This is a genomic window from Vibrio alginolyticus NBRC 15630 = ATCC 17749 (assembly GCF_000354175.2).
Classification (GTDB): Bacteria; Pseudomonadota; Gammaproteobacteria; order Enterobacterales; family Vibrionaceae; genus Vibrio; species Vibrio alginolyticus.
Window position 1 is genome coordinate 829,065 of sequence record NC_022349.1, and the last position, 24,805, is coordinate 853,869.

At 45.1% G+C, this 24,805-nt stretch carries 32 protein-coding genes; 10 read left to right on the forward strand and 22 right to left on the reverse strand.

The window, feature by feature from the left end; genetic code table 11:
* Position 1: 1 nt before the first annotated feature.
* The 4 genes from vscX to sctW are packed head-to-tail and all read right to left on the reverse strand — an operon-like array spanning position 2 to position 1,895.
* The gene (gene vscX / locus N646_RS03520; protein ID WP_017821329.1) at positions 2 to 379 is read right to left on the reverse strand and encodes a type III secretion system protein VscX; all 378 of its coding nucleotides are present in this window, start codon (positions 377 to 379) and stop codon (positions 2 to 4) included.
* The gene (gene sycN / locus N646_RS03525; RefSeq protein ID WP_005388159.1) at positions 376 to 750 is read right to left on the reverse strand and encodes a type III secretion chaperone SycN; all 375 of its coding nucleotides are present in this window, start codon (positions 748 to 750) and stop codon (positions 376 to 378) included. The genes vscX and sycN overlap by 4 nt, the downstream gene beginning before the upstream one ends.
* Positions 737 to 1,021 (reverse strand): TyeA family type III secretion system gatekeeper subunit, encoded by a 285-nt coding sequence (locus N646_RS03530; protein WP_017821330.1) that lies wholly within the window; start codon positions 1,019 to 1,021, stop codon positions 737 to 739. The genes sycN and N646_RS03530 overlap by 14 nt, the downstream gene beginning before the upstream one ends.
* Complete coding sequence (gene sctW / locus N646_RS03535) at positions 1,002 to 1,895, reverse strand: type III secretion system gatekeeper subunit SctW (RefSeq protein ID WP_017821331.1); 894 nt, start codon at positions 1,893 to 1,895, stop codon at positions 1,002 to 1,004. The genes N646_RS03530 and sctW overlap by 20 nt, the downstream gene beginning before the upstream one ends.
* 185 nt (positions 1,896 to 2,080) lie before the next feature.
* Between sctW and vscN the strand changes: the two genes are divergently transcribed.
* The 10 genes from vscN to N646_RS03585 all read left to right on the forward strand — a co-directional run bounded on the left by vscN (position 2,081) and on the right by N646_RS03585 (position 10,637).
* Positions 2,081 to 3,403 (forward strand): SctN family type III secretion system ATPase VscN, encoded by a 1,323-nt coding sequence (vscN, locus tag N646_RS03540; RefSeq protein ID WP_017821332.1) that lies wholly within the window; start codon positions 2,081 to 2,083, stop codon positions 3,401 to 3,403.
* Positions 3,400 to 3,861 carry a type III secretion protein gene (locus N646_RS03545; RefSeq protein WP_017821333.1) on the forward strand — a complete coding sequence of 154 codons (462 nt, stop codon included), beginning with the start codon at positions 3,400 to 3,402 and terminating at the stop codon, positions 3,859 to 3,861. The genes vscN and N646_RS03545 overlap by 4 nt, the downstream gene beginning before the upstream one ends.
* Before the next feature lie 9 nt (positions 3,862 to 3,870).
* The gene (locus tag N646_RS03550) at positions 3,871 to 5,076 is read left to right on the forward strand and encodes a type III secretion system needle length determinant (protein WP_017821334.1); all 1,206 of its coding nucleotides are present in this window, start codon (positions 3,871 to 3,873) and stop codon (positions 5,074 to 5,076) included.
* Positions 5,073 to 6,041, forward strand: coding sequence for a SctQ family type III secretion system cytoplasmic ring protein VscQ (vscQ, locus tag N646_RS03555; RefSeq protein WP_005377234.1), 969 nt, complete (start codon positions 5,073 to 5,075; stop codon positions 6,039 to 6,041). The genes N646_RS03550 and vscQ overlap by 4 nt, the downstream gene beginning before the upstream one ends.
* Positions 6,038 to 6,688 carry a SctR family type III secretion system export apparatus subunit VscR gene (vscR, locus tag N646_RS03560; protein WP_005377232.1) on the forward strand — a complete coding sequence of 217 codons (651 nt, stop codon included), beginning with the start codon at positions 6,038 to 6,040 and terminating at the stop codon, positions 6,686 to 6,688. The genes vscQ and vscR overlap by 4 nt, the downstream gene beginning before the upstream one ends.
* A gap of 13 nt (positions 6,689 to 6,701) precedes the next feature.
* Positions 6,702 to 6,968: a SctS family type III secretion system export apparatus subunit VscS gene (gene vscS, locus N646_RS03565; RefSeq protein WP_005377227.1), complete on the forward strand. Its 267-nt coding sequence runs from the start codon at positions 6,702 to 6,704 to the stop codon at positions 6,966 to 6,968.
* Positions 6,965 to 7,750: a type III secretion system export apparatus subunit SctT gene (gene sctT / locus N646_RS03570; protein ID WP_031777255.1), complete on the forward strand. Its 786-nt coding sequence runs from the start codon at positions 6,965 to 6,967 to the stop codon at positions 7,748 to 7,750. Before vscS ends, sctT begins: the two co-directional genes overlap by 4 nt.
* Before the next feature lie 15 nt (positions 7,751 to 7,765).
* Positions 7,766 to 8,815: a SctU family type III secretion system export apparatus subunit VscU gene (gene vscU, locus N646_RS03575; protein WP_005387129.1), complete on the forward strand. Its 1,050-nt coding sequence runs from the start codon at positions 7,766 to 7,768 to the stop codon at positions 8,813 to 8,815.
* Between the two features lie 102 nt (positions 8,816 to 8,917).
* The gene (locus tag N646_RS03580; protein ID WP_021707757.1) at positions 8,918 to 9,628 is read left to right on the forward strand and encodes a helix-turn-helix domain-containing protein; all 711 of its coding nucleotides are present in this window, start codon (positions 8,918 to 8,920) and stop codon (positions 9,626 to 9,628) included.
* A 106-nt stretch (positions 9,629 to 9,734) separates the two neighbouring features.
* Positions 9,735 to 10,637, forward strand: coding sequence for a DMT family transporter (locus N646_RS03585; RefSeq protein ID WP_373417447.1), 903 nt, complete (start codon positions 9,735 to 9,737; stop codon positions 10,635 to 10,637).
* Positions 10,638 to 10,726: 89 nt separating this feature from the next.
* On the opposite strand, the gene N646_RS03590 is transcribed toward N646_RS03585, so the two are convergent.
* The 18 genes from N646_RS03590 to N646_RS03675 form a co-directional block, all read right to left on the reverse strand.
* Positions 10,727 to 12,205: a hypothetical protein gene (locus N646_RS03590; RefSeq protein ID WP_017821337.1), complete on the reverse strand. Its 1,479-nt coding sequence runs from the start codon at positions 12,203 to 12,205 to the stop codon at positions 10,727 to 10,729.
* Between the two features lie 9 nt (positions 12,206 to 12,214).
* Entirely contained in the window at positions 12,215 to 12,673 is a 459-nt protein-coding gene (locus N646_RS03595; RefSeq protein WP_005377211.1) for a CesT family type III secretion system chaperone, read from the reverse strand.
* Positions 12,674 to 12,903: 230 nt separating this feature from the next.
* On the reverse strand, positions 12,904 to 13,881 hold the full coding sequence (gene vopR / locus N646_RS03600) for a type III secretion system effector VopR (protein WP_017821338.1): 978 nt from the start codon (positions 13,879 to 13,881) through the stop codon (positions 12,904 to 12,906).
* A gap of 10 nt (positions 13,882 to 13,891) precedes the next feature.
* A complete protein-coding gene (locus N646_RS03605; protein ID WP_021707758.1) occupies positions 13,892 to 14,338 on the reverse strand; it encodes a type III secretion system chaperone in 447 nt (148 codons plus the stop codon).
* Between the two features lie 255 nt (positions 14,339 to 14,593).
* Positions 14,594 to 15,757 carry a VopS family T3SS effector adenosine monophosphate-protein transferase gene (locus N646_RS03610; protein ID WP_017821339.1) on the reverse strand — a complete coding sequence of 388 codons (1,164 nt, stop codon included), beginning with the start codon at positions 15,755 to 15,757 and terminating at the stop codon, positions 14,594 to 14,596.
* Between the two features lie 3 nt (positions 15,758 to 15,760).
* Positions 15,761 to 16,192: a type III secretion system chaperone gene (locus N646_RS03615; protein WP_017821340.1), complete on the reverse strand. Its 432-nt coding sequence runs from the start codon at positions 16,190 to 16,192 to the stop codon at positions 15,761 to 15,763.
* Between the two features lie 182 nt (positions 16,193 to 16,374).
* Positions 16,375 to 17,013, reverse strand: coding sequence for an HrpE/YscL family type III secretion apparatus protein (locus N646_RS03620; protein ID WP_005387146.1), 639 nt, complete (start codon positions 17,011 to 17,013; stop codon positions 16,375 to 16,377).
* Positions 16,992 to 17,657: a SctK family type III secretion system sorting platform protein VscK gene (vscK, locus tag N646_RS03625; RefSeq protein WP_017821341.1), complete on the reverse strand. Its 666-nt coding sequence runs from the start codon at positions 17,655 to 17,657 to the stop codon at positions 16,992 to 16,994. The genes N646_RS03620 and vscK overlap by 22 nt, the downstream gene beginning before the upstream one ends.
* Entirely contained in the window at positions 17,650 to 18,396 is a 747-nt protein-coding gene (gene sctJ, locus N646_RS03630) for a type III secretion system inner membrane ring lipoprotein SctJ (RefSeq protein ID WP_086012989.1), read from the reverse strand. Before sctJ ends, vscK begins: the two co-directional genes overlap by 8 nt.
* A complete protein-coding gene (gene sctI, locus N646_RS03635; protein WP_005387149.1) occupies positions 18,396 to 18,740 on the reverse strand; it encodes a type III secretion system inner rod subunit SctI in 345 nt (114 codons plus the stop codon). The genes sctJ and sctI overlap by 1 nt, the downstream gene beginning before the upstream one ends.
* Before the next feature lie 8 nt (positions 18,741 to 18,748).
* The gene (locus N646_RS03640; RefSeq protein WP_017821342.1) at positions 18,749 to 19,384 is read right to left on the reverse strand and encodes a YopR family T3SS polymerization control protein; all 636 of its coding nucleotides are present in this window, start codon (positions 19,382 to 19,384) and stop codon (positions 18,749 to 18,751) included.
* Positions 19,381 to 19,740 carry a YscG family type III secretion system chaperone gene (locus N646_RS03645; RefSeq protein WP_005377200.1) on the reverse strand — a complete coding sequence of 120 codons (360 nt, stop codon included), beginning with the start codon at positions 19,738 to 19,740 and terminating at the stop codon, positions 19,381 to 19,383. The genes N646_RS03640 and N646_RS03645 overlap by 4 nt, the downstream gene beginning before the upstream one ends.
* Before the next feature lie 3 nt (positions 19,741 to 19,743).
* Positions 19,744 to 19,992 (reverse strand): type III secretion system needle filament subunit SctF, encoded by a 249-nt coding sequence (gene sctF / locus N646_RS03650; protein WP_005377199.1) that lies wholly within the window; start codon positions 19,990 to 19,992, stop codon positions 19,744 to 19,746.
* A gap of 18 nt (positions 19,993 to 20,010) precedes the next feature.
* Positions 20,011 to 20,214: an EscE/YscE/SsaE family type III secretion system needle protein co-chaperone gene (locus N646_RS03655; RefSeq protein ID WP_017821343.1), complete on the reverse strand. Its 204-nt coding sequence runs from the start codon at positions 20,212 to 20,214 to the stop codon at positions 20,011 to 20,013.
* Entirely contained in the window at positions 20,201 to 21,502 is a 1,302-nt protein-coding gene (sctD, locus tag N646_RS03660; protein ID WP_017821344.1) for a type III secretion system inner membrane ring subunit SctD, read from the reverse strand. Before sctD ends, N646_RS03655 begins: the two co-directional genes overlap by 14 nt.
* A 5-nt stretch (positions 21,503 to 21,507) precedes the next feature.
* Positions 21,508 to 23,382: a type III secretion system outer membrane ring subunit SctC gene (sctC, locus tag N646_RS03665; RefSeq protein ID WP_017821345.1), complete on the reverse strand. Its 1,875-nt coding sequence runs from the start codon at positions 23,380 to 23,382 to the stop codon at positions 21,508 to 21,510.
* Positions 23,379 to 23,807 (reverse strand): YscB family type III secretion system chaperone, encoded by a 429-nt coding sequence (locus N646_RS03670; protein WP_017821346.1) that lies wholly within the window; start codon positions 23,805 to 23,807, stop codon positions 23,379 to 23,381. The genes sctC and N646_RS03670 overlap by 4 nt, the downstream gene beginning before the upstream one ends.
* Before the next feature lie 12 nt (positions 23,808 to 23,819).
* A complete protein-coding gene (locus N646_RS03675) occupies positions 23,820 to 24,800 on the reverse strand; it encodes a T3SS regulon anti-activator ExsD domain-containing protein (protein ID WP_017821347.1) in 981 nt (326 codons plus the stop codon).
* Positions 24,801 to 24,805: the final 5 nt, after the last annotated feature.

Here is a 24,805-nt window from a genome sequence, read left to right on the forward strand (position 1 = left end):
GTTAGACCTGAATAAGGAGATTGAGCGCCATAGTGAGGTAACGCTGATCTAGTTGCGTACTTTGTAGCGTTTCAGATGCTTTGATAAAAGAAGCGGAGCCTGAATCCTGTGCAAGAACTTGCAGCTGAGATAACGTTTCATCAAATTGTTGACGGTATTTTTCTGGACGCAACAACTCTGAGTGCAGCAGCTTGGGCTTAGTTAACGCGATGAGATATTGGTCTGAAGGCCTGAGATCATAGAGCTTCTCTAAATGTGTAGCGACCGCCTGCCCATCAGGAAGCAGTTGAAATCGCTCTGGGAAATCGGCCTTAACTTCACTATGAGTAACATGCGTAAAGGCTTCGATGCCTACGTTTAAAGTGCTGACTCGAGTCATGAGCCTGCCACATCGTTATGTAGACGAGCCAAAAGCGTAAACGCTTGCTCTAAGGTCGGAAGTGTTACTTCTTCTCCTTTTAGCCTTGCTGAAAAAACCAGAGTTTGCTCATCTAACAAGCCGGTTTTAATTTCGAAAGGCCAGCCTTGATCGGCATGACACAAACACAGTGCACTTTGAATCATGTCACTGGTTTGATGCCAAGATAACGCTCGAGACAACATCAAGAATAACTGCTCACCCTGTCGCTCAATATGCAGCGTACCACTTTGCTCAAAATCCAGCTGCACCCGTCCAGCTGATGAGAAATCGACGGCATCGAGCCCCATTCCTCGGCAAAATTCATCGACGGATGCATCAATCCAACTCATCTTCCCACGCTTCCTCTTCTTCTATATCAATGGCTTCGTCTAGCGCCTTTTGTACCGCTTGGATTAAATTCTGTCGTTGTTCTTCATCGGCGAATACGTCAATTGGGATTGCGCGAACTAACTTATGGAACTCTCGAAAAAAATCGATTGTTTGTTCTACAGCCTTCAATTCCATTGCGTTGGCGACTTTCCATATCTCATCACTGCTTACCCATCGCTGCTCTACCAACGCAATCACATCAGCCATCAAATTAGAAACTTGATAAGCCATAATTCGTCCTTTCCGGTTTAAACATTTGGAACAGCTGACTCACACGATCTTGCAACGTATTTAGAGTTTTGAGTTTTTGCATATCGGACATCAACCACTGCAACTTAACCGAATCGATACTGCTACCTTGAACACTAAGATCTGCACTCATGCCTTGCAGCATAAAGTCAACAGCGGTCGATACCTCCTGCTCACCAAAGCGCGCCACAACATCTTGATAAGCCGCGCCGAGCCCTTGATAACTATGAACGGTATCGCGGTAGAAGCCGCGCAACTGATGCAAAGAGCTAAACTCTTGCTCTTGGCTGTATTCATCAGCAAAATTTGAGACACGGATTTCCGTATCAATTTGAGACCATGTATCTGGGTTTTGCTCGATTCTTAGAAGTGCTTGGTCAATCAGCGCTAGTAGGTGTTTACTTTCTGGACTCGCACTCAAAAACTTTTTCACGGCTTTTAACGCAAGGTATTGATGGCTTTTCTCCTCTGAAAATCCATTCAAATAAGCTTGCAATTGAGCGATGGTCGAGATATTCCCTCCCGCCATTTTTGTAGCCAAATCTTTGATCTTTTGGTTCTTTTCAAGATCAGGGACTTTTCGCAGATAGTCAGAAACGAGTTCGTGCGCTTCATTAACTCGAACGCCACTGTCTTTCACTTTGCGCTTGGTCAGATCTTTCTCTGCTTTTTCGGAACCGAGTGAAGTGAGTTCTTCCATCGCATCAAAAAGTGATTGTGTGGCATTGTGAACACGGACGGTTTCACCGCGATAATTGCCTTTTTGTGAAACGTCGGGGCGAGACGATTCCAACCCGTTTTGGATAGACGCATCAAACTTTGGATTTGTTGCGATATGATTGTTGATAATACTCATTCACTTGCACTCCTTCCGCACAATACAGGCGAATTATAGGAAGTGCGCTTTGTTGAAGCTGTCAAAATCAGACGTGTTTTTTTAGTGCGCTTTCAGTTTTCTAAAAACTCCCGACTGATATTCACTATAAATTGATTCTTATACTTTCTATCCTCTCAGCATCAATCATTGCGCATATTTTTACCTTGAACGATTTCTCATACATCACTGATATCCAACAATCTGCGATTAAACACACGCGTTTGATCCAAATTCGCGGGCGCGTTACACAAGTCACCGGCACCATTATCAAAGCTGTCGTCCCTGGCGTTCGTGTAGGTGAACTGTGTGAGTTGCGTAATCCCGATCAAACTCTGTCTTTGTTAGCGGAAGTGGTTGGCTTCCAGCAGCATCACGCTTTGCTCACCCCGTTAGGAAATATGTTTGGGATTTCCTCAAATACAGAAGTAAGCCCAATGGGCAAAATGCACGAAGTGGGTGTTGGCGACCACCTGTTAGGTACAACGCTTGACGGGCTTGGACGTCCTTTCGATGGTACGCAAAGTCAGGAACCAAGTGCTTGGTATCCTGTTTATCGCGATGCGCCACCACCAATGCAACGTAAACTAATTGAAAAGCCAATCTCTCTTGGCGTTCGATCCATTGATGGGCTACTGACCTGTGGTGAAGGTCAGCGCATGGGTATTTTTGCAGCGGCTGGCGGGGGTAAAAGTACCCTACTGGCAAAACTGATTCGCTCCGCAGAAGTTGACGTGACCGTTCTCGCCTTAATTGGTGAACGCGGACGCGAAGTGCGCGAGTTTATTGAGCATGACCTAGGCGAAGAAGGAATGGCCAAATCGGTTTTAGTGGTCGCTACCTCTGATCGCCCAGCAATGGAGCGTGCCAAAGCCGCTTTTGTTGCCACTTCTATCGCAGAATATTTTCGTGATCAAGGTAAACGCGTGCTACTGCTGATGGATTCTGTAACGCGTTTCGCCCGCGCACAGAGGGAGATTGGACTAGCCGCAGGCGAGCCACCAACACGACGTGGCTATCCGCCTTCTGTTTTTGCCGCTTTGCCAAAGCTGATGGAACGAGCTGGACAATCAGACAAAGGATCAATTACAGCACTGTACACCGTGTTGGTGGAAGGTGACGACATGACGGAGCCTGTCGCGGATGAAACTCGCTCAATTCTAGACGGGCACATCATTCTCTCGCGCAAACTTGCGGCAATGAACCATTACCCCGCCATTGATGTACTTCGGTCAGCAAGCCGAGTGATGAATCAAATCGTTGAACCCGATCATCAGGCGTCTGCTGCTCATATTCGCGAAATGTTAGCTAAGTATGAAGAAGTTGAGCTGCTAATCAAAATTGGCGAATACCAACATGGCGCAGATAGTCGAGCGGATTTGGCCATTGCACAAAGTGATGATATACGCGCCTTTTTACGCCAAGGCACTCATGAACCAAGCGATCTTGATGGCGCTATCGCTCAACTTAAAGGGATGGCGAAACAATGATAGAACGTTTATTAGAAATCAAAAAAATTCGCGCTAACCGTGCGGATAAAGCCGTCAAGCGTCAAGAATACCGAGTGTCAAACGCCGCAGCACAGGTTCAAAAGGCCGAACGTTCTGTCGCGGACTATCACGTTTGGCGCCAGGAAGAAGAAGAGCGACGTTTTGCTAAAGCAAAACAACAAACGCTCGTTCTCAAAGAGCTGGAAACATTAAGACAAGAAATCGCGTTGTTAAGAGAGAGAGAAGCCGAACTTAAACAACGTGTGGCCGAGTCAAAAAAAGCGCTTGAAATCGAACGCTCGGCACTTAAAGAAAAGCAAAAAGAGGCGCGACAAGCCCATAAAACCAAAGAAAAATTCGTTCAGTTGCAGCAACAAGAAGTCGCGGAAAAATCGCGAGAAAGGCAATACCAAGAAGAACTCGAACAGGAAGAGTTTCGCACTGTCGACATTATCTAAAGGTTCACTATGCGCATTACCCCAACAACTGAAGCATCGAATACGCTGCACAAATCAACGCCAGAACAAGCGCCTCTCGAGAAGGAGGCCGAGCTTCAATCACAATTCGAGCATGCAATGACGAAGAAGCCTAGCAAGGGAAAGGAGTCTATCGTTGGGAATCCCCAAAAAAATCATACTGGCGAAAAAGACATACCGCTAAGGCATAAGACATCTCAAGGTCTAGATAAGAAACATAACCTATCGAACCAAGAAGCCAACGCTGACAAAAACATCTCCACCTTAAACGGTCAAAGTGACGTCGTCACTAAGAGAGACGTAGAGAAATCGCAAGACGACGCAGCAAATAGCGAAGAAATAATTAGCGAAAACAATAAACTGCTTAAAAATGACGGAAAAAGCGATGGCGACACAGTTCTAAGCTCCCCTTCTACCGAGCTTGTTGATCCTCACTTTCAAGCTCATTTGAAAGATGACAAACCGACGCCGATGGATAAACGTATCTCACCGGATTGTCTCTCTACGCTTGAATCTGGCTTGCTCCCCCAAAGTGCGACAGCGACAGAGCTCGCTCAAGATGGGATTAACATTTTTGGCCTAACGAAAAAGCAAACTGAAAAAACGCACAATAAGCGTGCAACTCCGCCGCTACAGAATACAGGCAAACGATCAGACCAAACTGATGGCCTGCCTGAAACCAAGCCTCTTGAAAAAATCGAGACGAAAAGCGCACTATTCGCCGTTAAAACGGATGAAGAAAAAGTGCCTTCTCAGCCCTTTGCAAGTGCGGTAACACAAGGCGATGTCATCCTAAAAAGTGTTGCTTCGCAGGCTCAACCAAGCCCAACGCGAGACGTAAACCAATTACTCCAGCAATTGGTGGACAAAATCTATGTTGCTCTGCCAACCGCATCGGACAACAAAGAGGTTCGGCTGTTTCTAAGTGAAGGGCAATTAAAAGGTGGTGAAATCCACATCAAGTTGGACGCTCAAGGGTATAGCGTGACGATTCGACAAGAGCATGCCCTTTCCATTATTAGCCAGCAAGCTAGACAAGATCTTGCTGAACGGCTAAACCGATTCGGCGGTGAGCAGCCACTTCGCTTAGCGATCAGCGAACAAACTCAACAGCTCGATCAACAACAACATGAACAACAACACTCACGCCAACAACGCAGCGTGTATGAAGAATGGCAAGCGGAGAATGACCTATGACGCCGTTAATAATCCCCAAAGTGGATGCAGAAAGTATCGCGCTCAGCAATCAACTTTGTGCAAAACAGTGCCACTTCCAAGGGACTGATGGTCAGAGCGTATCGATTACTGTTGCTCAAATCCCTTCATTTGAAGGGTTCCGTTTAACCACGTTGATTGGAGGGCAAACCCTACAAGTAGACTTTTCTCGTGCGCAGCTCCAACATTGGCTGAAATCGACCTTAAATGCTACTGCGTTTGAGTCCCTGCCTAACTCCCTCCAGTTAGCACTTTTGAGCTCACAGATAGAACCGCATAGTGAGGCAATCAAAGCGCTATTTGGTCAGTTACCCATTCTTAGTCAACTACAGCCGTTAGAGGCGAGCCAGGCCCAAGAGCATACTTTAATGTTAACCCTCAATAAGCCTAACGGCTCTCTTTGTTTGTGGGTTAGCGAAGGATCAGACGTGTTGTTGGATGCGCTACCAAACAGCGCTGCTCTACAAGCTCGACACCTCGCTTTACCTGTGTGGTTAAGTCTTGGAAGGACCCATTTGACGTTAAGCGAATTTAATTCGCTCGAGCTGGGAGATGTCATCTTTTTTGACGATGGTTACATCGCCAAGCAACAAACCATTTTTCAAGTATCTAACCAGAATCTCTGGCGCTGCCAACTGGATGACCAAACTCTTCACATTATGGAAAAAGAAACCAATATGAATGACGTAAACACTTCAGAAATGTTAACCGACCACCAGCAACTACCTGTGGAACTCACGTTTGATATCGGCCATCAAACCATCACGCTAGAGCAGCTTAACCAGCTCCAGCCAGGGTACGTATTCGAGCTAAACCAGCCAGTATCTAAGCCGGTAACATTGCGTGCCAACGGCAAAATCATTGGTGAGTGTGAACTGGTTAATGTTAACGAACATTTAGGTGTGCGCGTACTGGAGCTGTTCGGTGGCACGCAGGAGCCAGCATGATCCAGTTACCCGACGAGCTCAACCTCATTGTCAGCTTAGCACTGCTGGCACTGATCCCATTTATCGCCATGATGGCGACGTCGTTTGTGAAACTCGCCGTTGTATTCTCACTGCTGCGTAACGCTCTCGGTGTACAGCAAATTCCGCCGAATATGGCGCTTTACGGATTGGCCATCATTCTGTCAATTTTCATCATGGCTCCCGTCGGGTTTGAAACCTACGACTACGTAAAGCAACATGATATCTCCCTTGAAGATTCTGCAAGTGTAGAAGGCCTCATTGAAAGCGGTTTACAGCCTTATCGAGAATTTTTGAAAAAGCATATTCGGGAAACCGAAGCCATATTCTTCACTGATGCTGCACGCACATTGTGGCCACAGAAGTACGTAGACCGTTTAGAGTCGGACAGTTTATTGCTCTTACTGCCCGCATTTACCGTCAGCGAGCTTACTCGCGCTTTTGAAATTGGCTTTCTGTTGTACTTACCGTTCATCGCTATTGACCTAATTGTGTCGAATATCCTACTAGCGATGGGGATGATGATGGTATCGCCAATGACGATTTCCCTCCCCTTCAAATTGCTGCTTTTTGTCTTGCTTGACGGCTGGACAAAGCTTACCCACGGCTTAGTGTTGAGTTACGGTTAATCACGGAGAAAGTATGCATTCTGCTGAAATCATTCATTTCACGACTCAAGCATTAACCCTAGTGTTGTACTTGTCATTACCGCCGATTTTAGTCGCAGCATTGGTTGGTACATTGGTGTCGCTTATTCAGGCGTTAACTCAGGTCCAAGAACAAACGTTAGGCTTTGTGGTCAAGCTTATCGCGGTCATTATTACGCTGTTCGTCACAACGCAATGGCTAGGGGCAGAGCTCCACGCCTTCGCCTCGCTTGCTATGGATAAAATTCCTCAAATACGATGAGTTATCACGACTTACACCAGGCTTTATTTTTGTACAGCCTGACGTTACCTAGGTTAATGACATGCTTCATCTTTTTGCCTATTTTGAGCAAGCAAATGTTAGGCGGCACCATGGTGAGAAATGGTGTGCTTTGCTCACTCGCACTGTTTATATTTCCGATGATTAATCAGCAAAGCTTGCCCGCAGAAACCGACGGCATTTGGCTGATAATGATTTTGGGTAAGGAGGTATTAATTGGGCTATTGATAGGGTTTGTTGCTGCTATCCCTTTTTGGGCGATAGAAGCGGCCGGTTTTCTGGTCGACAACCAACGTGGGGCTGCCATGGCAAGTATGTTTAACCCAACGCTAGGCTCACAATCCACACCAACAGCGGTATTACTGACCCAAACGTTGATTACCCTGTTCTTCTCTGGCGGGGGCTTTGTCACTTTTATCTATGCGTTATTCAAAAGCTATACATCTTGGCCGATCGTGGACTTTTTCCCAACCGTTAGCGACGCATGGGTGAGCTTCTTCTACGCGCAATTTGAACAGCTTATGTGGCTTGGTGTGTTGATGTCCGCTCCATTAGTGTTGGCAATGTTTCTTGCTGAGTTTGGTCTAGCGCTTATCAGTCGTTTTGCACCGCAATTGAATGTTTTTTTCCTTGCCATGCCAATAAAAAGTGCCATCGCGAGTGTTTTACTGATCGTGTATCTCGGAATAATGATGGATCACTTTGAAGTACAGTTTTACGGCATTACCCGATTCGCAGAACAACTCAATACCATTTGGCAATAACGCTTAGGATTCTTTATGAGTGCAGAAAAAACAGAGCAACCCACCGCAAAAAAGTTACGCGATGCTCGGCAGAAAGGTCAGGTTGCCAAAAGCCAAGAAATCGTATCGTCTGCATTAATTTTGGCGCTCATAATTGTACTGTTTGCGTTCGCCGATTATTACATGTCGCACATCTCAGCGCTTATTCTCCTACCAAGTAAGCTTGCTTATCAGGGTTTCCAAGATGCGCTAGTCGATGTCGCTATCGCCATCGCAAAAGAAATTGCCTATCTACTCGCTCCGATTATTCTGGTTGCTGCACTCGTCGCCATCTTTTCCAATATGGGGCAGTTCGGGTTCCTATTTAGTGGTGAATCCGTTAAACCCGACATCAAAAAGATCAATCCCGTCGAAGGGGCCAAACGCATTTTTTCCCTCAAGAGTGTGATTGAGTTTATCAAGTCGATCCTTAAAGTCTCTCTTCTTTCCTGCATTATCTGGGTGACATTACGCGGTAACATCAACGCTTTAATGCAAATTCCAACTTGTGGGCTAGAATGTGTCCCGACCATTACTGGCGTCATGATTAAACAATTAATGATTATCTCTTCGGTAGGCTTCATCGTCATCGCTGCCGCAGATTTTGCGTACCAGAAGTTTGATCACACGAAAAAGCTCAAAATGAGCAAGGACGAAGTGAAGCGCGAATACAAAGAGATGGAAGGCAGTCCAGAAATAAAAAGCAAACGTCGTCAGTTACACCAAGAGCTACAAGCCTCTAATCAACGTGAAAACGTTAAACGTTCTAATGTATTAGTTACAAACCCAACACATATCGCGGTTGGCCTTTATTACAAGAAAGGCGAAACGCCCCTGCCCGTCATCACTTTGATGGAAACCGATGCGGTAGCCAAACGTATGGTCGCAATCGCTAAAGAGGAAGGCGTGCCTGTGATGCAAAAAGTCCCTCTTGCTCGTGCACTATACGCCGACGGTAACGTCGACCAGTACATCCCAAGCGATCTTATTGAGGCAACTGCGGAAGTGCTTCGTTGGTTGGCTTCGTTAGAGTCCGAGGCGGACTAACAAACCACATCCCATTCAAGATCTGGGCTTACAACTGCCCAGCTTTCAACCTCGATACTTTCAACGCTATAATGCGGTATCCTTTAACTGTATGTTGTTTTTATGAAATCTAGCTTAAGCATTCGCTCCTACACGAAACGTATGAGCCGACATACTCATAGTGATTATCATCAACTGGTGCTTCCTCTCCAGGGCAACATACATATTGATATGGATAGCTATGTCGGAAAGGTGGCGGTTGGCGACTGCATAGTCATCCCCAAAAGTTGTGCTCACGGGTTTAATGCCGAAGAGTCATCACGCTTTATTGTTGCGGATATGACCACTTTGCCCACTCATTTGATGGATAATAGTGTGGCTGTGTTTTCGATTAGCCCGCCTCTACTGAGCTTTATCCAGTTTGTCGAAAAGCAACTTGAGTATCAGGTTAATGATGAAATTGAAAACTCAATGGTTGCAACCTTCTATCTGTTGCTGGAGCAGCAAAAGCGGTCTCGCTCCGTGGATTTGCGTATTCGAGATGTACAGGTTGTGATCGCGGAGCAGCTTGATCAGCCACTCACCATTGCCTCATTAGCGAATGCCGCTTGCTTGAGTCCGACGCAGTTTAAAAAGCTTTTTAAAGAGCAGCTAAAAGTGAGCGTCCATAAGTACATTACACTACAACGTATGGAAAAAGCCAAAGCACTACTGACTCATACAGACCTTCCAGTTCAGTTGATAGCTGAACGAGTTGGTTATAGTGACCTTTCCGCGTTTAGTCGACGGTTTTCAATGCATTTTGGTATGTCTCCTAGAGAGTTTTCCCGATAGTCACTAAAATAGTCTTCTGGAACAAGTATTCCGTCTTTTCAGCACAAAAATCTCTATCGCTTTCTTTTATTCTTTCTACCCTAAAACAGCCATTCACTAGGTAGAAATTACAGTGTTAAAAAAACATTTCACCGACTATCAATTAGGAACTTTATCCATACTTTTTGCTTCAACCCTGTGGGGAACGACGGGCACCGCTGCCAGCTTGGCACCGGATGTCAGTGCTCTCGCCATTGGCGCATTTTCTATGGGTATTGGTGGGTTTATGCAAGCATGTCTATCTGCGAAGTCACTGAAGAGAGATTTTCGAAAAGTCGTACATAAGAAGAAAACGTTACTGATTAGTATTATCGCCTTAGCCACCTACCCACTGGCTTTTTATTCATCAATGCGATTCGCTGGTGTGGCTATTGGTACGGTTATTTCTATCTCCACTGCTCCTTTCTTTTCTGCTTTGTTAGAGTGTCTCTTTAGCCGAAATCAGACCATAACCAAGCGCTGGATGATGAGTTTCGCAATCGGGGTCATTGGCATTACCTTGTTGCTGGCTTCTGAGTCATCCGCAAATAGCTTATTTGATCAGGATATGAAGCATTGGGGTGTATTACTTGGCCTATTGGCAGGTTTGACGTACGCCATTTACTCATGGGGAGTAAAGGCTATGATTGACCACGGCATTGAATCGCAAACGGCCATGGGAAGTGTTTTTGGTATTGGTGGAGTTTTGCTTCTACCAACACTTTTCATCACGGGTGATAATCTATTTGCATCGTCAACTAATACGGCGGTCATGCTCTACATGGCCTTGATTCCAATGGGGTTAGGTTACGTCGCTTTTGGGTTTGGGCTACGGTTTGTTACAGCCAGTGGAGCTAGCATACTCACGCTATTTGAACCTGTTATCGCAGCAGCACTAGCAGTTGCGATTGTTGGGGAAGAAATTTCTTTCATTGGTTGGGTTGGTATAACGTTGACACTTGTGTGTTTGTTTCTTCAGTCGAAAAGTTAAATTAAACCGATATTAGCCAGCCCCAAAAAGGAACGCTGACGGTAGATAAAGTAAGGAGCAGCACCTACTCCCTACTTTACCATTTGAAATTACACCCAGCCTTCTGCCAAGTACATCAATCGCAATTGACTTGGTGAGCCTAGTTTTTCTAGCGCATCTAATTGGACGTCACTCAGGTTTGGGCATTTATCAAGATAAACTCGTCCGTTTGCTGCATCTAGGGGGAGCTTGTAGGTTAGCTTTTCGTTTATTTTACTTGCTTCCCCTTTATCAATCGCTCGAACAGCTGGCATGAGCCAATCCCAATCTTCTCCTAACAGTTTTTTAAACGCCCCGTTAGCAATAGACTCGGTTTTACTTGGTGCATCCTCTGGGCTTAGCTTCAAGATAGAGTCTACGTCAGGAACCAAGTGCTCACTTGGTTCTGAACCCAACATCTTTTTCAGTGTTAATCGAGCGGCTTCCATCTCTTGTGCCTCTTTAGGCGCTTGAGGAGAAGTCATTTCAGTATTCTCCTTAGGACCAAGGTACGCCATTAATGCGCGGACAGAAGCCGGATCTTGCATACTAAAGGTAAAGTCTCCTTTGGCATTAGAAACTTCAAGCCTTGGTAAAACACCAGACATCTCACCTTGCATGAGTTGTTCTTTGACTTCTGTATTTAGTCCGTATGCTCCAGCTTGGTTCGCAACAAAACCACCACCACTCATGATAGCAGTCGTTGCCGCAGAACCGATTGCCTCTTTTGCTATCGGTGTGACGCCCACCGTTGCTACAGAGCTAACACCGAACGTGCCCAGGCTCCCCGTCGCCATACCTAATGTAGCTCCAATGCCACCTTCAGCCGACAGTATCGCATGACCTTGAGCCAAGGTTTGCTGCATCGGCATAGAAAGACGTTGATCTCGCCCTGGCAGCTGTGAAATTTGTTCTAACTGATGATGGTAAGCCTCAGCATCACCATTTACGGCCGCTTTGTGCAGCTCTCGACCTGTAGAAATCAATAAGCCAACGCCAGGTAATGCCAAGTTAATAACGGCGTTAACACCAGAACCTTTTAGCTTTTCTTTGCCCATCTGCAGCAGTTCAGCAGCAAAGCCATCCATTTTTCCCGGATACTGGGCTTCTAAGCTCACCTGCATACGCGGATCTTTGCTGATCGCATCAAACGTATTTTTAAGCTGCTGGTACGTATCGCTGCTCACTTTTATTTCATCCAATAGGCTGACAACTTCTAAGATTTTACGCTCAGTAAGTGGCTCACCGCGATAGCCTGAAGGACTCACTAGGGAGTAAGCCAACAGCGCAACCTCAGGTTTTTCTTGCTTAAGTAGCGCTTGTTTTAAATCAAGGTGAGTTTTGATGTTTTCTTGGAAAAACTTAGTGTATTTGCTTCTCAATACGCCTTCGTGAATAGAAGCAAACTTGTGACCTTTGTGGAATGTGGAAGGTTCTTTTACTTCACCTCTTTTACTGATCACTCGGTCATCTTTTTGCGCAGCAACTGCACGAAACTGCTCTAGATCAGGTACTGGGCTTTGGCTGATTTTTTGTGTTGTATTAACCATTTTTCTCTCCTACACACGAAGTGATTGAACATGAGCTTGTTCATGATTAGAGGTGGTTGGAATCGCTTGATCCAACATTGCGAAACGCGCTTGCCACAGCTCGGCCTGTTCAATAACTTCGTGAAACCAAGCGGTAAGGTTCGTCGTATTTAGATGCTCAACGGGTTTACGTCCTGCTAAGACAAGCTGTCGACCGTTTGGAGCCAAAGCAAGTGCGAGGTTGCCACTACCAATTCCTTGATAGTTCGCATGAGCAAGAAGCTCTAAACCTTTTAGTCGTTGTTCACCGGATTTTTCTAACCCTCCGAACGTTACAGACAACATCAAATCATCCGTATCTGTCGCGATGAAATACAACATGTAGCGATCATCGACCAGTAGCTGACAACGTTCATTTTCTTCAAAATTCAGTTCGGGCAACTCATTGAGTTGGCAAAACTCCAAGAGCAGTTGTTGAATCGTGTTCATAACTTTTTCCTTTTGTTTCAATAACTCTATTGAACAACGATTGCAGATTGAACGATGTCGGTAATGGCTTTATTTTTGTCACTTTTTCGCCTTCATTGTGAGGTTTTCCGCAGAAATCTCGCTCTAAAATCGAGTTGCCAGAGTAATAAAAAAGAGCAGCTCAGAGCTGCTCTTTCAATAAAGGTTAGATGCTTAGCATGGTGTATTTGCTCACTTCTTTTGCAGAGTGACTAACCCAGTTTATGGCTATCAAAAATGACTTCTGTTGGCGGGAACATATTCGAAACAGGTGGTCGTTGTGCATCTCCAAACATTGGTGCACCGAATGCAGATGTCGCCCAAGGGTCAACAATTTTCACATCCTTACTCCACGTTGATGGATCTTTTATGTCGCTCCCCTCTTGTCGACCAACCAGTACATAAAGGTGTGTACCTGAATGACCCTTTTTAAACGCAACCACTTCTACTTTGGGTTCACTTTCAGGTGTTCCTGACATGCCTTGAATCATCTCAGCGGCGGCAGCAAAGGCAAATGTAGTACAGCAGCCGGCTTTCGCGGTTTGTACTGCCTTAGCAATGTTCTGTAGAGTGCTTAATTGCGGTGCGGTTCCTCTTTGTGCTGCAGCTTGAACTCCGTTTGCGGACATCGTCGCTCTGTGATCTTGCATGATTCGCGCTTGATCCGCGTGAAGCTCTTTTAGTCGTGGCTTTCCTTTTGTTTCATAAAACTGTGACCCCTTAACACCGAACGTATTTAAGTCCGTACAGGCAAAATCACCAAGCTTTTGAAGGTTGGCTTTATGTTCGTTGATAAGCGCGACACTCGATGAGGCTTTATTGGTTTTGGAAGAAGAGGCTGCCGTTTGTGCAGTGGGCCAATTTGAGCTAGGACCAGACGACAATCTCTCAAGATTTTTCAGGCTCCCAAGCGTTAACTTGTTTTCACCGTTCAACACATTTTTCAGCATCAGCTTCGCAACATCTTTAGGAATACCCTGCTTAGTAAGCAGGTTCACTACAATATCTTTCGCTTTATTCTGGTGGCTAATACGCGCGCTGATACTTTTATTTTTTGGTGCGCCCTCTTTAACAAAAATATCTTTACCGTTGTGTGCTCGAACCTCTTTGTCGTCAGCTTGATTTTGTGTCGCCAAATGTGACGTTAACTGACTCAACGAGTGCATTTGCGATGTATTAATATTGACCATGTGTGATGCCTTAAACTTGAATAAATGCGTGTACGTCTGTTTGGCTAAAATCTACAACCGTGTTGTTTTGAAATAACTGTCCCCAAGTATCAACTAATTCGTTCAACTGAATGATTAAGTTAGCAATGTTGGTGAGTTCACTTCCAGCCGCGATAGCAACTTGAAGAACAACGTCTTTGCGTGTTGGATTCACACAAAACTGCACACCACCTGTTTCTCGATACAAGAAGTTGTATTCAAGTAAAACTTGAAGTTTATCTAGCGTAATATCATCTTGTTCTATAAGCAGGTTTTTGGAAATCAATAACTCGCCTTTTTCCTCTACGAGCAGAACATCGACACTGTTGTTTTCAGCAAAATGCAGTGACCACATTTGATTGTCATACGCTGTCACGCGCTCAAGGTTCAGCACTTCTCCTAGCTCAGAGAGAAGCATATTAATCTTTCCTGTATCCATGTTGTGTCCTGTCTAATTTATTATAACTAAGTGACATCGATATATTTATTGCAGCGAAGCCACTTGGGTATAACGGCTCATTTAAATAAGCGAATAAGGATAAAAGAGATTTTATGGCGAGATAGAAACCGACACTTTATTTCAACGTCTCATTTTTATTGCTATTAGCCGTTTTATTGAGAAGAAAAATTAAGGTTAAGCTGGAAAATAAAAGAGCGGCAATCGCCGCTCCAAAAATTAAATAGAAGTAAAAAATCACTTAATACCGTGAAGGCTATTTTCTGCATCCATAGCTAAAGGATTGAACGAGTCGTTACGAAGTTCTGCTATCGCGTATAGCATGCGACCCATGCGACCATTTCCATCGGTAAAGCCATGGTACCCGATAACTCCGGCGAACAAATGCTTACCTAAGTCTTTATCTTCTACAGGGTTCTCTTTCAAAAAGCCTTCAATGTGCTGCTTTAACATGCCCTCACCGCCAATACTTGAAGGCAAAGTGCCACCCGAAATATTTGGCCCTCGGTAATCACGCTCAACATTAGGCACCAATCGAGCGTGTAGCTCTTTTAGGTTTTCCATATTCAATAAATCTTTACCATTAGACGCGTATTCTTTCAGTAAAGACGTAATATTTTCGGCATCGTTTCCTTTAGAGTTAGAAGCATTAATGATCCACGCCGCAGCTCTTTCAACATTATTGGTTACGCCACTTTTGTTAAACGCGTCCTCTGCCAGTCCTTCAGCGTATACACCTTGGCTTAGATCGGTGCTTGCTAGACCTTCGATATGACGTTGCGCCGATTTAAGATGCATCACCTCCATATCAAACACCGCTTGCATTTGATTAATGCTACCTGCCGGGTTTTTCTGCGCTGCAGATACACCACCGCCGTAGTCTTTTACTACACGTCCAGCAAGCAACTTCGCTGCACTTTCGCCAATCAGTGATGTGAGGTTTTTACCAGAATCGGTTTCTAACATTGCCTCTGTCATCGCTCGCTCAGCTAACTGGTTTAGCTCAGCAGAGTTCGACTGAACTGATTTACTGTCTAACTTCGCAAAGGCATTTAAGACATCTGATGCGGTTTTTATGCTTCCATCTTTGAAGAACATTTGTCCATGCTCAACAGAAGAAGCAGCTTGTAAACGCTGAGCTTGTCCTTGCTCATTATCAAATACGGCTTTTGTAAGGGCTTTCGCTACCGATTGTGGGCTACCTTCGCGAAACAGTTTTCCTGTCGCTTCAAAAAATCGCGCTACCGCACCATTCGTAGGATTGGCGCGAGTAAATTCTTGGGTCGCTGCGTTGATTTGGTATTCTTTGCCACCAATACTCAGCTTACCTTCGTTAAGTATCTCGTTACGAGCTTGCGGCATGGCGACCTGCAACGCGCTAACACTTCCAAAACTGATCATGCTTTAAACCCTTAATGTGGAAAAATGAGTGGTATTCGTTTCCGGTACTTCGATTGTTTTATTGGTTACTTCTTGTGTATTCGCACTTTTTAACCACTCGATGAAATTCGCAAATGACTCATCGAAAAAAGATGCAGTTAGCAGTTGCTGAGGCAGGTGTATGAAACCGATATATCCGGTCTCTTCCTCCCAGCATACCGCTGGAGAGCCTTGCGTTAAGGCACCTTTCATATGTTGATGCAAAATATCAGCACTCGGTTCATCACCTGAAATCAGCCCGATAAGCGTCACACGATCTTCTTGTGCACGAATTGTGATTGCTGTGTTTTGCTCAACGAGTAGATGGCAACAATCATCTTCATCAAAAACCAACGGCTCCAATTGGCAGCGGCTGGCAAAATCTGTCAGTAAAGAAGTTATAAATCCATTAGCCATTCGACTAAATAATCCTATTTTTGTTTTAGAGGCGCTGCTTGGTTGCAACACTTATCAACTAAGCAGCTTTCTTAGGTGTATTCTTAAGGATTTATGGCAGTGAATATTTTAGAAATGGTCGGATTTTTTTTGTTTAAAGGCATTAAAATGAAAAAACTCAGCAAGTGCTGAGTTTTTGAGGTTTATTCATGAATCGTAATTTTACGCTCGCTGAGCTGCTTCACCATGGCTTGCTTTAATGCATGCAGCTGTCCATCAATACTGGCGTCGATGATCCCAACTTCTGTTTCCAAAATGCAGCCTCCATTTTTCAAGCGCGCATCTGCTACCACGTCAACGTAACCGACTTCAGGGAAATCACTTAATACACCAGCCACCTTTTCTCTCACCTCAACAACCTGCTCTGGGTGGACATGTAAAATGACCTGCTTTTGGTTACTCACCAGTTGCAACGCTTCTCGAACTACACTCACCGTGGTATCGACATCATCGAAGGTATCGATGATCTTACGTACTGCTTCTAACACCACACCTGTCATTTTTTCTTCGACTTGCTGATAGTAGTCATTACAACGTGCTAAGGTTTCAACCATCGTTTGCGCATTTTCAATCTTGGCTTGTGCAAGGCCATCTTGATAACCACGTTGTTTTTCGGTTTCGTAGGCTTGTTGGGCATTAGCAATGATGCTTTCAGCTTTGGAGTTCGCGGCTTCAACTAAGTGTTGCGAATCCAGATAACTGGCATAATCTTTCGCTTTCAGCACCTTTAAGCCAGGTGCTAGCTGCAAATTGTCTGTTTTTATTTCAACAAATGAAACCATTGAGGAATAACCTGTTTTGCGATTTTTTTTGTGAGTCGATACGCCAGATCTCGTTGATCCGCTTCCAACCAGTTAGCTGTTTCCGCGTTTTCGCTAAGTTGCTTTTCCAATTTGAATTGCCAACGAAGAACAACATCTTCCGGTGAGTTAATCAAAATAAACCTCATCCAAAAATATCCCAGCTCCCTCATTCTTGCTTCAACAGACCTTTCATCCAGTAGTTCTGGTAACGAACGCTGCCAGCCTTGCGGCCAGCTGGATAACAGCATCGGCCCGTTTTGAATTAAGAACCGAGCGCCTTCCAATCCAAAGACGTTGTTCAGAACCTGTTTCGGATGTTTTAAAACAACGCCTCGCATTGCCACACAATGTAAAGCTCCGCCCACCATCAATACGAGTTGGTTCAACGCATCCGCTGGGAGCAACGCCAAACTATGACAAGGTCTGTTAAAAGCCGTCTCAGGAACTGGAGATAACGCCCACTCATTGATACACCATTGGTTGAACATGGGGTTATCTCTCCAGCCTTCGATATTTAGTAACCAAGGCTGCTTTTGCTCTATCCAACTTCTATGGATGTACTGGCAAGGCGCATAGTTAAACTGGTGTTGTACCTGCGCGAGTGGTGTTTCTGGTTTAACCACGCTTCGTGTTCCTACGACACCATGTAAAAGTAGCGATATTCGAGCCGATGAGTGCCGCTACCAAGAACACCAAAATGGCGATAAGATTATTCGCCGTCTCTTTGGTGACCTGAACCGACAAAATGCTTTTAAATTGATTGTTTTGAGTAGCAACTCGAACCTCTGATGAGGGTACCATCACTACGCTGATTCGATCGTAGTTCAACCCCTCAATACTGTTGTTCACTAATAATTTGATCTGCGGGACATATGAATCAAGCGCAATATCTGCCGCGTGTTTAATAAATACGGAGGCAGAAGCTGGAGTTGGGCGCTCTCCTGGACGCAGATCTTGATCTTCCAAAACAACATGAACACGTGCCACCAGCACGCCATCAATCTGAGATAAGGTTGACGAGAGCTCTTGAGATTTCGCGTACACCAAACGTGCTCGCTCTGCTAATGGTGACGAGATCAAATCGTCTTTAGGAAACACCTCTTTCAGTGTAGAAAACTGCTCTCTTGGATAACCTTTTCGCTTTAGCGCATCTACCGCAAAGGCGATTTGAGAACTGTCTACCATTAACTTGACGGTGTTGTCTTTGTCAGGTTCTTTTGTTGCAACGACACCTTCGGATAGTAAGATCGACAACATCTCATTACCCTCTTTCTGAGTAACGTTGGTGTATAACTCGGTCTGACAACCTACCAGAAACAACGTGAGCATGATGAAAACTGCTCTCATTTTATTCATCATCACTATTGTGCCTTCAATAAGGTTTCTACGTTTTGTGTGGTTTTACCCACGGTTTTCGCGATCAGCTCTTCTTGAAAAGTAATGCGTGTCAGCGCCCACTGCATTTGCAGTAATTGCGCCGGATCATCACCCACCATCTTCATGTTGTCTTGCAGGTTACTTTTCGCGTTATCGATAGTGTTTTTCAACTCGCTGATGTTCTCTAGCAAACCGCCCTCCAGGCCATTACTTGCCTCGGGAACCGACATGGCTTGCTCAAAACGTTCGCTTAAACCGTCTTCGACTTGCGCATCCTGTAACTTATCAATGTTGGTTTGCATCACCTCGGTGTACTGCGTATTTATCATATGTACTCCTAAGATAAATCTAACTTGTGACTGTGAGTCATGATGTTTTTCACCATCGCATTTTTTTGGATCATGAAGCTAAGTTCATCACGAACCATGTCCAGTGTTGATGCCATATCAGGTAACGACTTCAACTCTGCCCAGCAATGCCATAAGGCTTGTTCTTTCTGGGCACCCAGTGGAAAATGCTGCGCTAGCATTGCTTTTAGTGCTGTTTTATCAGCAGGTGGTTCGGCAATAAGCTGTCCCGAAAAACTCCCTAGTAACTCCTGCTTCAACACCTTTAACAAATCAGATTGTGGCTGCTCGTTGCCTTTTGCACTCTTCGCCTCATGAAAGGCGTACCACATTGCCTCTCGTTTAACTTGAGGGTCGGAAAACGCTTCATTTAACGATGATAAGACACTTTGTTTACTGACAACCTCTGCGTCTTTTAATGATTCGTACCACGCTTTAATCTCCGCCAGTTTCGCTTCTGTTTTCTCTAGCGTCTCTTTTGGAGAAACATGTGAAACTTGCTCTTGCTTGTCACTTCGCTCCATGAGTGCTTTCATCTTGTCTTCATCGCTCCGCTCATAATGGCGCGACTCCGACTGACGCAAAGATTGGTGTTGAAGACTTAGGTTGCTTGAATCAATGATCATCCAAGATTCCTAATGTCCTGAGAAAAGCTCGCAGCAAATGCTTGGCTTTCTTCGCTTCCTTGTGACGCAAGTTCTACCCAGCTTTCCGCTTTGCTCAGTAAACCGGCTTTGGCAGAAGCAAGAGCCGCTAAGCTGATCAGATCTGGATAGGCGTTACAAAGTGGTTCGAGTAATTGATGAGCCTCTTCATACAAGCCTTTATTCATGAGGCTCATTGCACGAATCATCGCAACGGTCTCTTCAGAACCTGAGCTTGCTTCAAGGCCATCTGCAATGGTGTTGGCTTCTTGATGACGATGCATACCTGTTGCCATCAGCGCGATTTCAGCCAGCAGTTGGCGCGTTTCTCGTTCCATGCTTTACACCTTCTGGAGAATCGACTGCATCACATCTTTAATCGCACGAGTGGTGGTCGCATTGATATTGTAAACAACAGACCATTTGTTGATCGCGTGCTGAAGCTCGGCAAGCTTTGATGGATCATCGGCATTGGTTTCTAGGTTCTTGATGGCTGCCGTCACTTCTGTGTTGGCATCTTTCGCTTGTTGTTCTAACTTAGCTTTAACATCATCAAGGTTTACACTGTTACTAGCATCGTAAAATGACATAAGACTTCCTCGTATTTTTTAGTTAGCTTCGTATGATTCAACGACCGCATAGGCGGCTGTGTAAGCTTCATACTGTTTGAGTAGCAATTGGTACTGCTGTGGTGAGCACCCTAAATCCAACTGACGTTTCACCACCGCTTGTGCTTCTAAGAGCTTGCTCTTAATCTTGTGCACTTCCGCACCGTTTGTGTCGTTATTTAAAATTTGTTCAAGATTTGTCATTGTTCGTCTCGCCTTCATATCCAAGTTCTATTGTTATCACCCGCCCGCCTTTAACCAACTCAATACCAGCAGGTGTAACACTGGATATTCGGTAGCCCTGAGGCGTTCTTGCACCGACCATATAGCGAACGTTATCGGTCAGAATCACATATGGAACCTGGCCAAAGTTAACGCTACGAAACGGGAAATCGATGTTGGTGCCTTTACTCACCTTAGGTATGGATTTCAAAACTAAGTACGGTTTCTCACCATATTGTTCCCGGAAGTCTCGGGTCACACCGTAAAATCGAGTCGTTTCGATATCATCAAGCTCACCACGAACTTCGATGCGATCACCGCTGGTGACCAACTGGACTTTTTTCAGTAGCTCCGCATCCGTCAATAACGCTTTTAGCGTATCCATGTAGGCACCCGCTCGCTGCAGTTCGACCTTCCACGCAACAAGACCAGGCACGTCTCGCTCCAAGATTTGTTCAACTTGGTTCCAACGACTGGCATCATCGATATAGCCCGTCAGCAGCAGTGTGCCGGTCTCATCGCCATTTTCGACTTTCACTTGGTGATAGCCGAGGTTGCGCAAAATAAATCGAACCCCGCGACGGATTTCTTCCATCGTTCTTAAGTCACTTTTGTAATTGATGCCCAATACATCAATTCGACCAAGCAGATCGAGTTTCTGTGTTCGGTCTTCAACATAGCCCTCTAAGACTGCTTGGCGTGCGGCGGCATTCCATTCCACGCGAACGTCGCTAAGTTTGAGCTCGCCTAAGATGTTACGTACCAAAACAATGGGTTCTGCTTCTGTAACAATTTCATTGTTGTTTCCGTTAGCTTGGCTGTACCACATACCGGCAAAAATGACACTCGGGACAAAACTACAAAGCAAAGCGATGAGCGTTGTTTTTTTCCAGCTAGAGCGTTGCACAGCAACCACAGGTGTATTCTGTTGGCTAGATTCGTCGCTGACGTTACTCACAATTAACGCATCTTCCGCGTATCCCAGAGCGAACTTCACAACGCCGACCGAGACAACAGCATGGCGTGACAACTCGATACCATCACCTGCAACAGCGATGTCTTCACTGTTAATATTTGCCTCTTCGCAACCTCGTAAAATGACCGAGTCTTGCTGGCAAACGAGGGTGAAATGGTTCGCTTCGACCCCAGCATCAGACAGTACAAGATCAGCAATAAAGTCGTCACTGCCAAGCACGAGAGCACCTTCAGGTAAGGTGACTTCTACTCCGGTATGCACGCCTGATAAAATACGAATTTTCCATTGCTGCATCGCGGTTAAGACTCCTCTGAAGGGCGCACACACTCACTTTGTGAGTCATCACATTCCAATACTTTCACCCGCCAACCCTTTTGCCCTGTTGGTAATCGGCACTGCGTTAATTGAGACGACTTTTGCTGTGACAATAAGTCTTGTTGATAGCGCTCGGCTTGAACCCTCGATGTGCAGCTATATACTTCCACTACCGATTTAAATTCAGCGCTATTGTTGGAGATGTTGTTAAGCTTGCCGATACTTGGTCGCAAGTCATATTCGTTGCCAATCAACACACTATCGCCAATACCATCCACAACAATTCGAGGTTCTAAAATAAACATTCGTACTGTGCGGCGCTTAGTATTGGTATTACTTCTAAACAGCGCGCCTAAATATGGGATGTCTCCTAGCAATGGCACTTTACGTAACTGATGGCTCACTTCATCTCGGTATACACCACCGATAAGTAAGCTTTGCCCTTGTTTAACCGTCGCTAAGGTGCTGATTTCAGTTTTACGAACGGAAGGAAGGTCATCGACGCCACCATCAGCGATCTTTGCACCGTCTTCGAGATGAAGGCTCAGGTTAATTTCAGGTCGTGCAGCAAATCTATCACCAACGATACGTGGGACAATTCTCAGTAACGTGCCATACGTGACCTCTTCCAGCGCTGCGGTTTCTTTACCAACCAGCTTGACGTAAAACGTGCTGCTGTTGTTCAGTACCGCTTCGACATTTTCCTGAGTTAACAATGTTGGTCTTGAAACCACTTGAGCACTGCCTTTGGATTCCAATAAACGAATTTGAGCCAGCAAGTAATTTAGGTTGGTTGAATCAAGCAAGGACTTAAAGTTCTGTCCACTGCCGAGCGTCACATCCCCCGAATTCACATCACCTGTTGTTTTGATATCGACAATGCGGTTGTTTCCGACAGACACTCCTGCTCGCCAATCCACGCCTAACTGACTTAAATCGTTGGCACTGATATCGACAATCGATAGCGCGACTTCAATTCTTGATTGCGGCTGGTCTAATTGCGCGACCAGTTTACGATAGAGCGGTAATCGTGCTTGAGTATCACGAACGATAATCGCATTAAGGCCCGGCTCTGCTTCAACTGTTGCGCCACCATGAACTGAGGCGGTTTTATTACTTTTTACAGGCTTATCTGAACTGGTAACTTCTTTGCTAGACGCACTCGTCACTTGAGTTTGAACACCAGACACGACCCGTTTTAACACCGATGCGATGCCAGGGACCGTAATTGTCTGATCTCGATATGCAATTTCTCTATCCGTTGCAGAAGCGTACTTCAAAGGAATTATCTCAACGAATAATTCGTCGGTTGAATTCGATTTCTGCAGCAAGCGCGTTTCCAATGCCTCCGCCGTTTGTACCACTAAGTCGACATAACGTGGAGGACCCGCAAGATAGACTAACCCTTTGCTCTCAGCAGCTCTCCAACCATAACGAGAATCCCAAACGCCGGTGGAAATTAACGTACTGCGTAGCTCTCTAGCCGTAAGTAATTCCAATTGAAGTAAACGTGAGCGAGTTTCTGTCGCCTTATAGACATGTAAGACGGCTCCATCGAAATACCACATCAAGTTGTACACTTGCGATAAGTAATCGAGGAATTCCGCCGGATCTTCAGGGGTAAAACGCCCATTCACTCGATCGTTGACTTTGTCACTAACAGAAACCGAGATACGATAATTTGCACCGAAGTTATTCAACAACTCTTTTAATGAGTCGTTATCTGCATAGTAGCGGAACGGTTGTTCGGGCCAGTGTAAGTCTGTTGCTTGCGCGTATCCCAAAGGAACAACACTCACTGCGCATAACAATGCCTTTGTTGCAGCACGCCTAATGTTGGGAAAGATTTTTAGCATCATGGTAACCACACTGTATGGTTGATTGTGTGGTTCACGCGTGCTTGTTCCAGTAATGCAATGTAACGTTCGCATAAATTGACGTGCTTAGAAAGCAAAGCAGAGAACCGTTCCACCGAACAGTCCTCAACCCTTACTTTACTTTGCAAAATCAATTGCTGATCATCATTGGTTGTCAGTACGCCGCCATCCTCACGAATGGTTTTTAATGAGAGCTGCATGCAACGTTGTAACGCTTGTTCTTGTTGATAATCTAGATGCTCTTTAAACTGGAAGGGTAACGTCGCTTCCCATAAAATCCATGACGCATGTTGCTTGATGGTCAGTGATAACTGGTCAACCTCGATGTTGTAAGAACCATTTTCTGAGGCAATAAAATCCCCTACCTTTAGCGCTTCCGCTAAAGATTTCATCATCTTATCTAACATTTAACGCCCTATTTAGATCTGGCTGAGGTGATTGCAAGCCTGGCCGCACTGACCACTTTGAGTATCAAAATAGTAGTGATCGATATCACCAACAGTGTGCATGTTCTTGAACCATTGCCATACTTTCGCAACCGCATTTTGGTCGTTGTAAACCACATCGCATGCATCCCAAACTTCGTTCAGCTCAGGGGCTTCAAGTCGCACTTCCAAACACCAATTTTTCCAATCAGAAATAAATTGTTCGGTTGTAGAGGTGTACTCCGCGAACCCTTTCAGCTCGTCTAAAGACGGTTGCCACTTCTCAATTAACAAACGATGACATTCAATCACTTGCAACTGTTGTTCGCTTAACGTCCCAAGTTGCTTTTTAAGTTGATGCTGCTGGCTCTTAATAAGATCGAGTTGCTGTTGAACAAAGACGGCACTGGTGTCTTCCCCTGATAGCTTCGACCAATATTCCTTCTGAATATCGAGTTGATTGATAAGTTGTTCAACTTTAATCGAAGCATGAAGAGCACTTTGATCGACTTGTCGGTTAATCCACTCGTTGAGTGATAAATGGAAACAAAGCATCAACGTTTTTGGGACAGCCAAATTAAAGCGAAAGCCCAGACGAGAGTTGATGTAGTCCAGCCTTTGTTCGAACGTTGTGATTGTGCTGCTATCACTGAGCTGCGATCCAATTTCCAAAAATAAACGCATGGCAAACCGGTCTATCGAAGCACCAAGTTTTTGATACGTTTTAACTAACTGGCTAGCGCATAGGCTATCGACGACATTTCTATCCAACAAGCGTTGAAGTAAAGATAACTGCTCATAATTTATGACGCCTTCACTCAACAATTGTCGGTGATTGACGTGCACAACATTGAGATCCTGCGTAGGTTTCGAGGCGCTTTCATAACGAGCTCCTCTTTGTAAAACAGTCACTTTCCGCTGTGTCACTATGCTGTCTGGAAAAAGCGAACGGCGTCGCCAATGCTGCTTTTTCATTTATG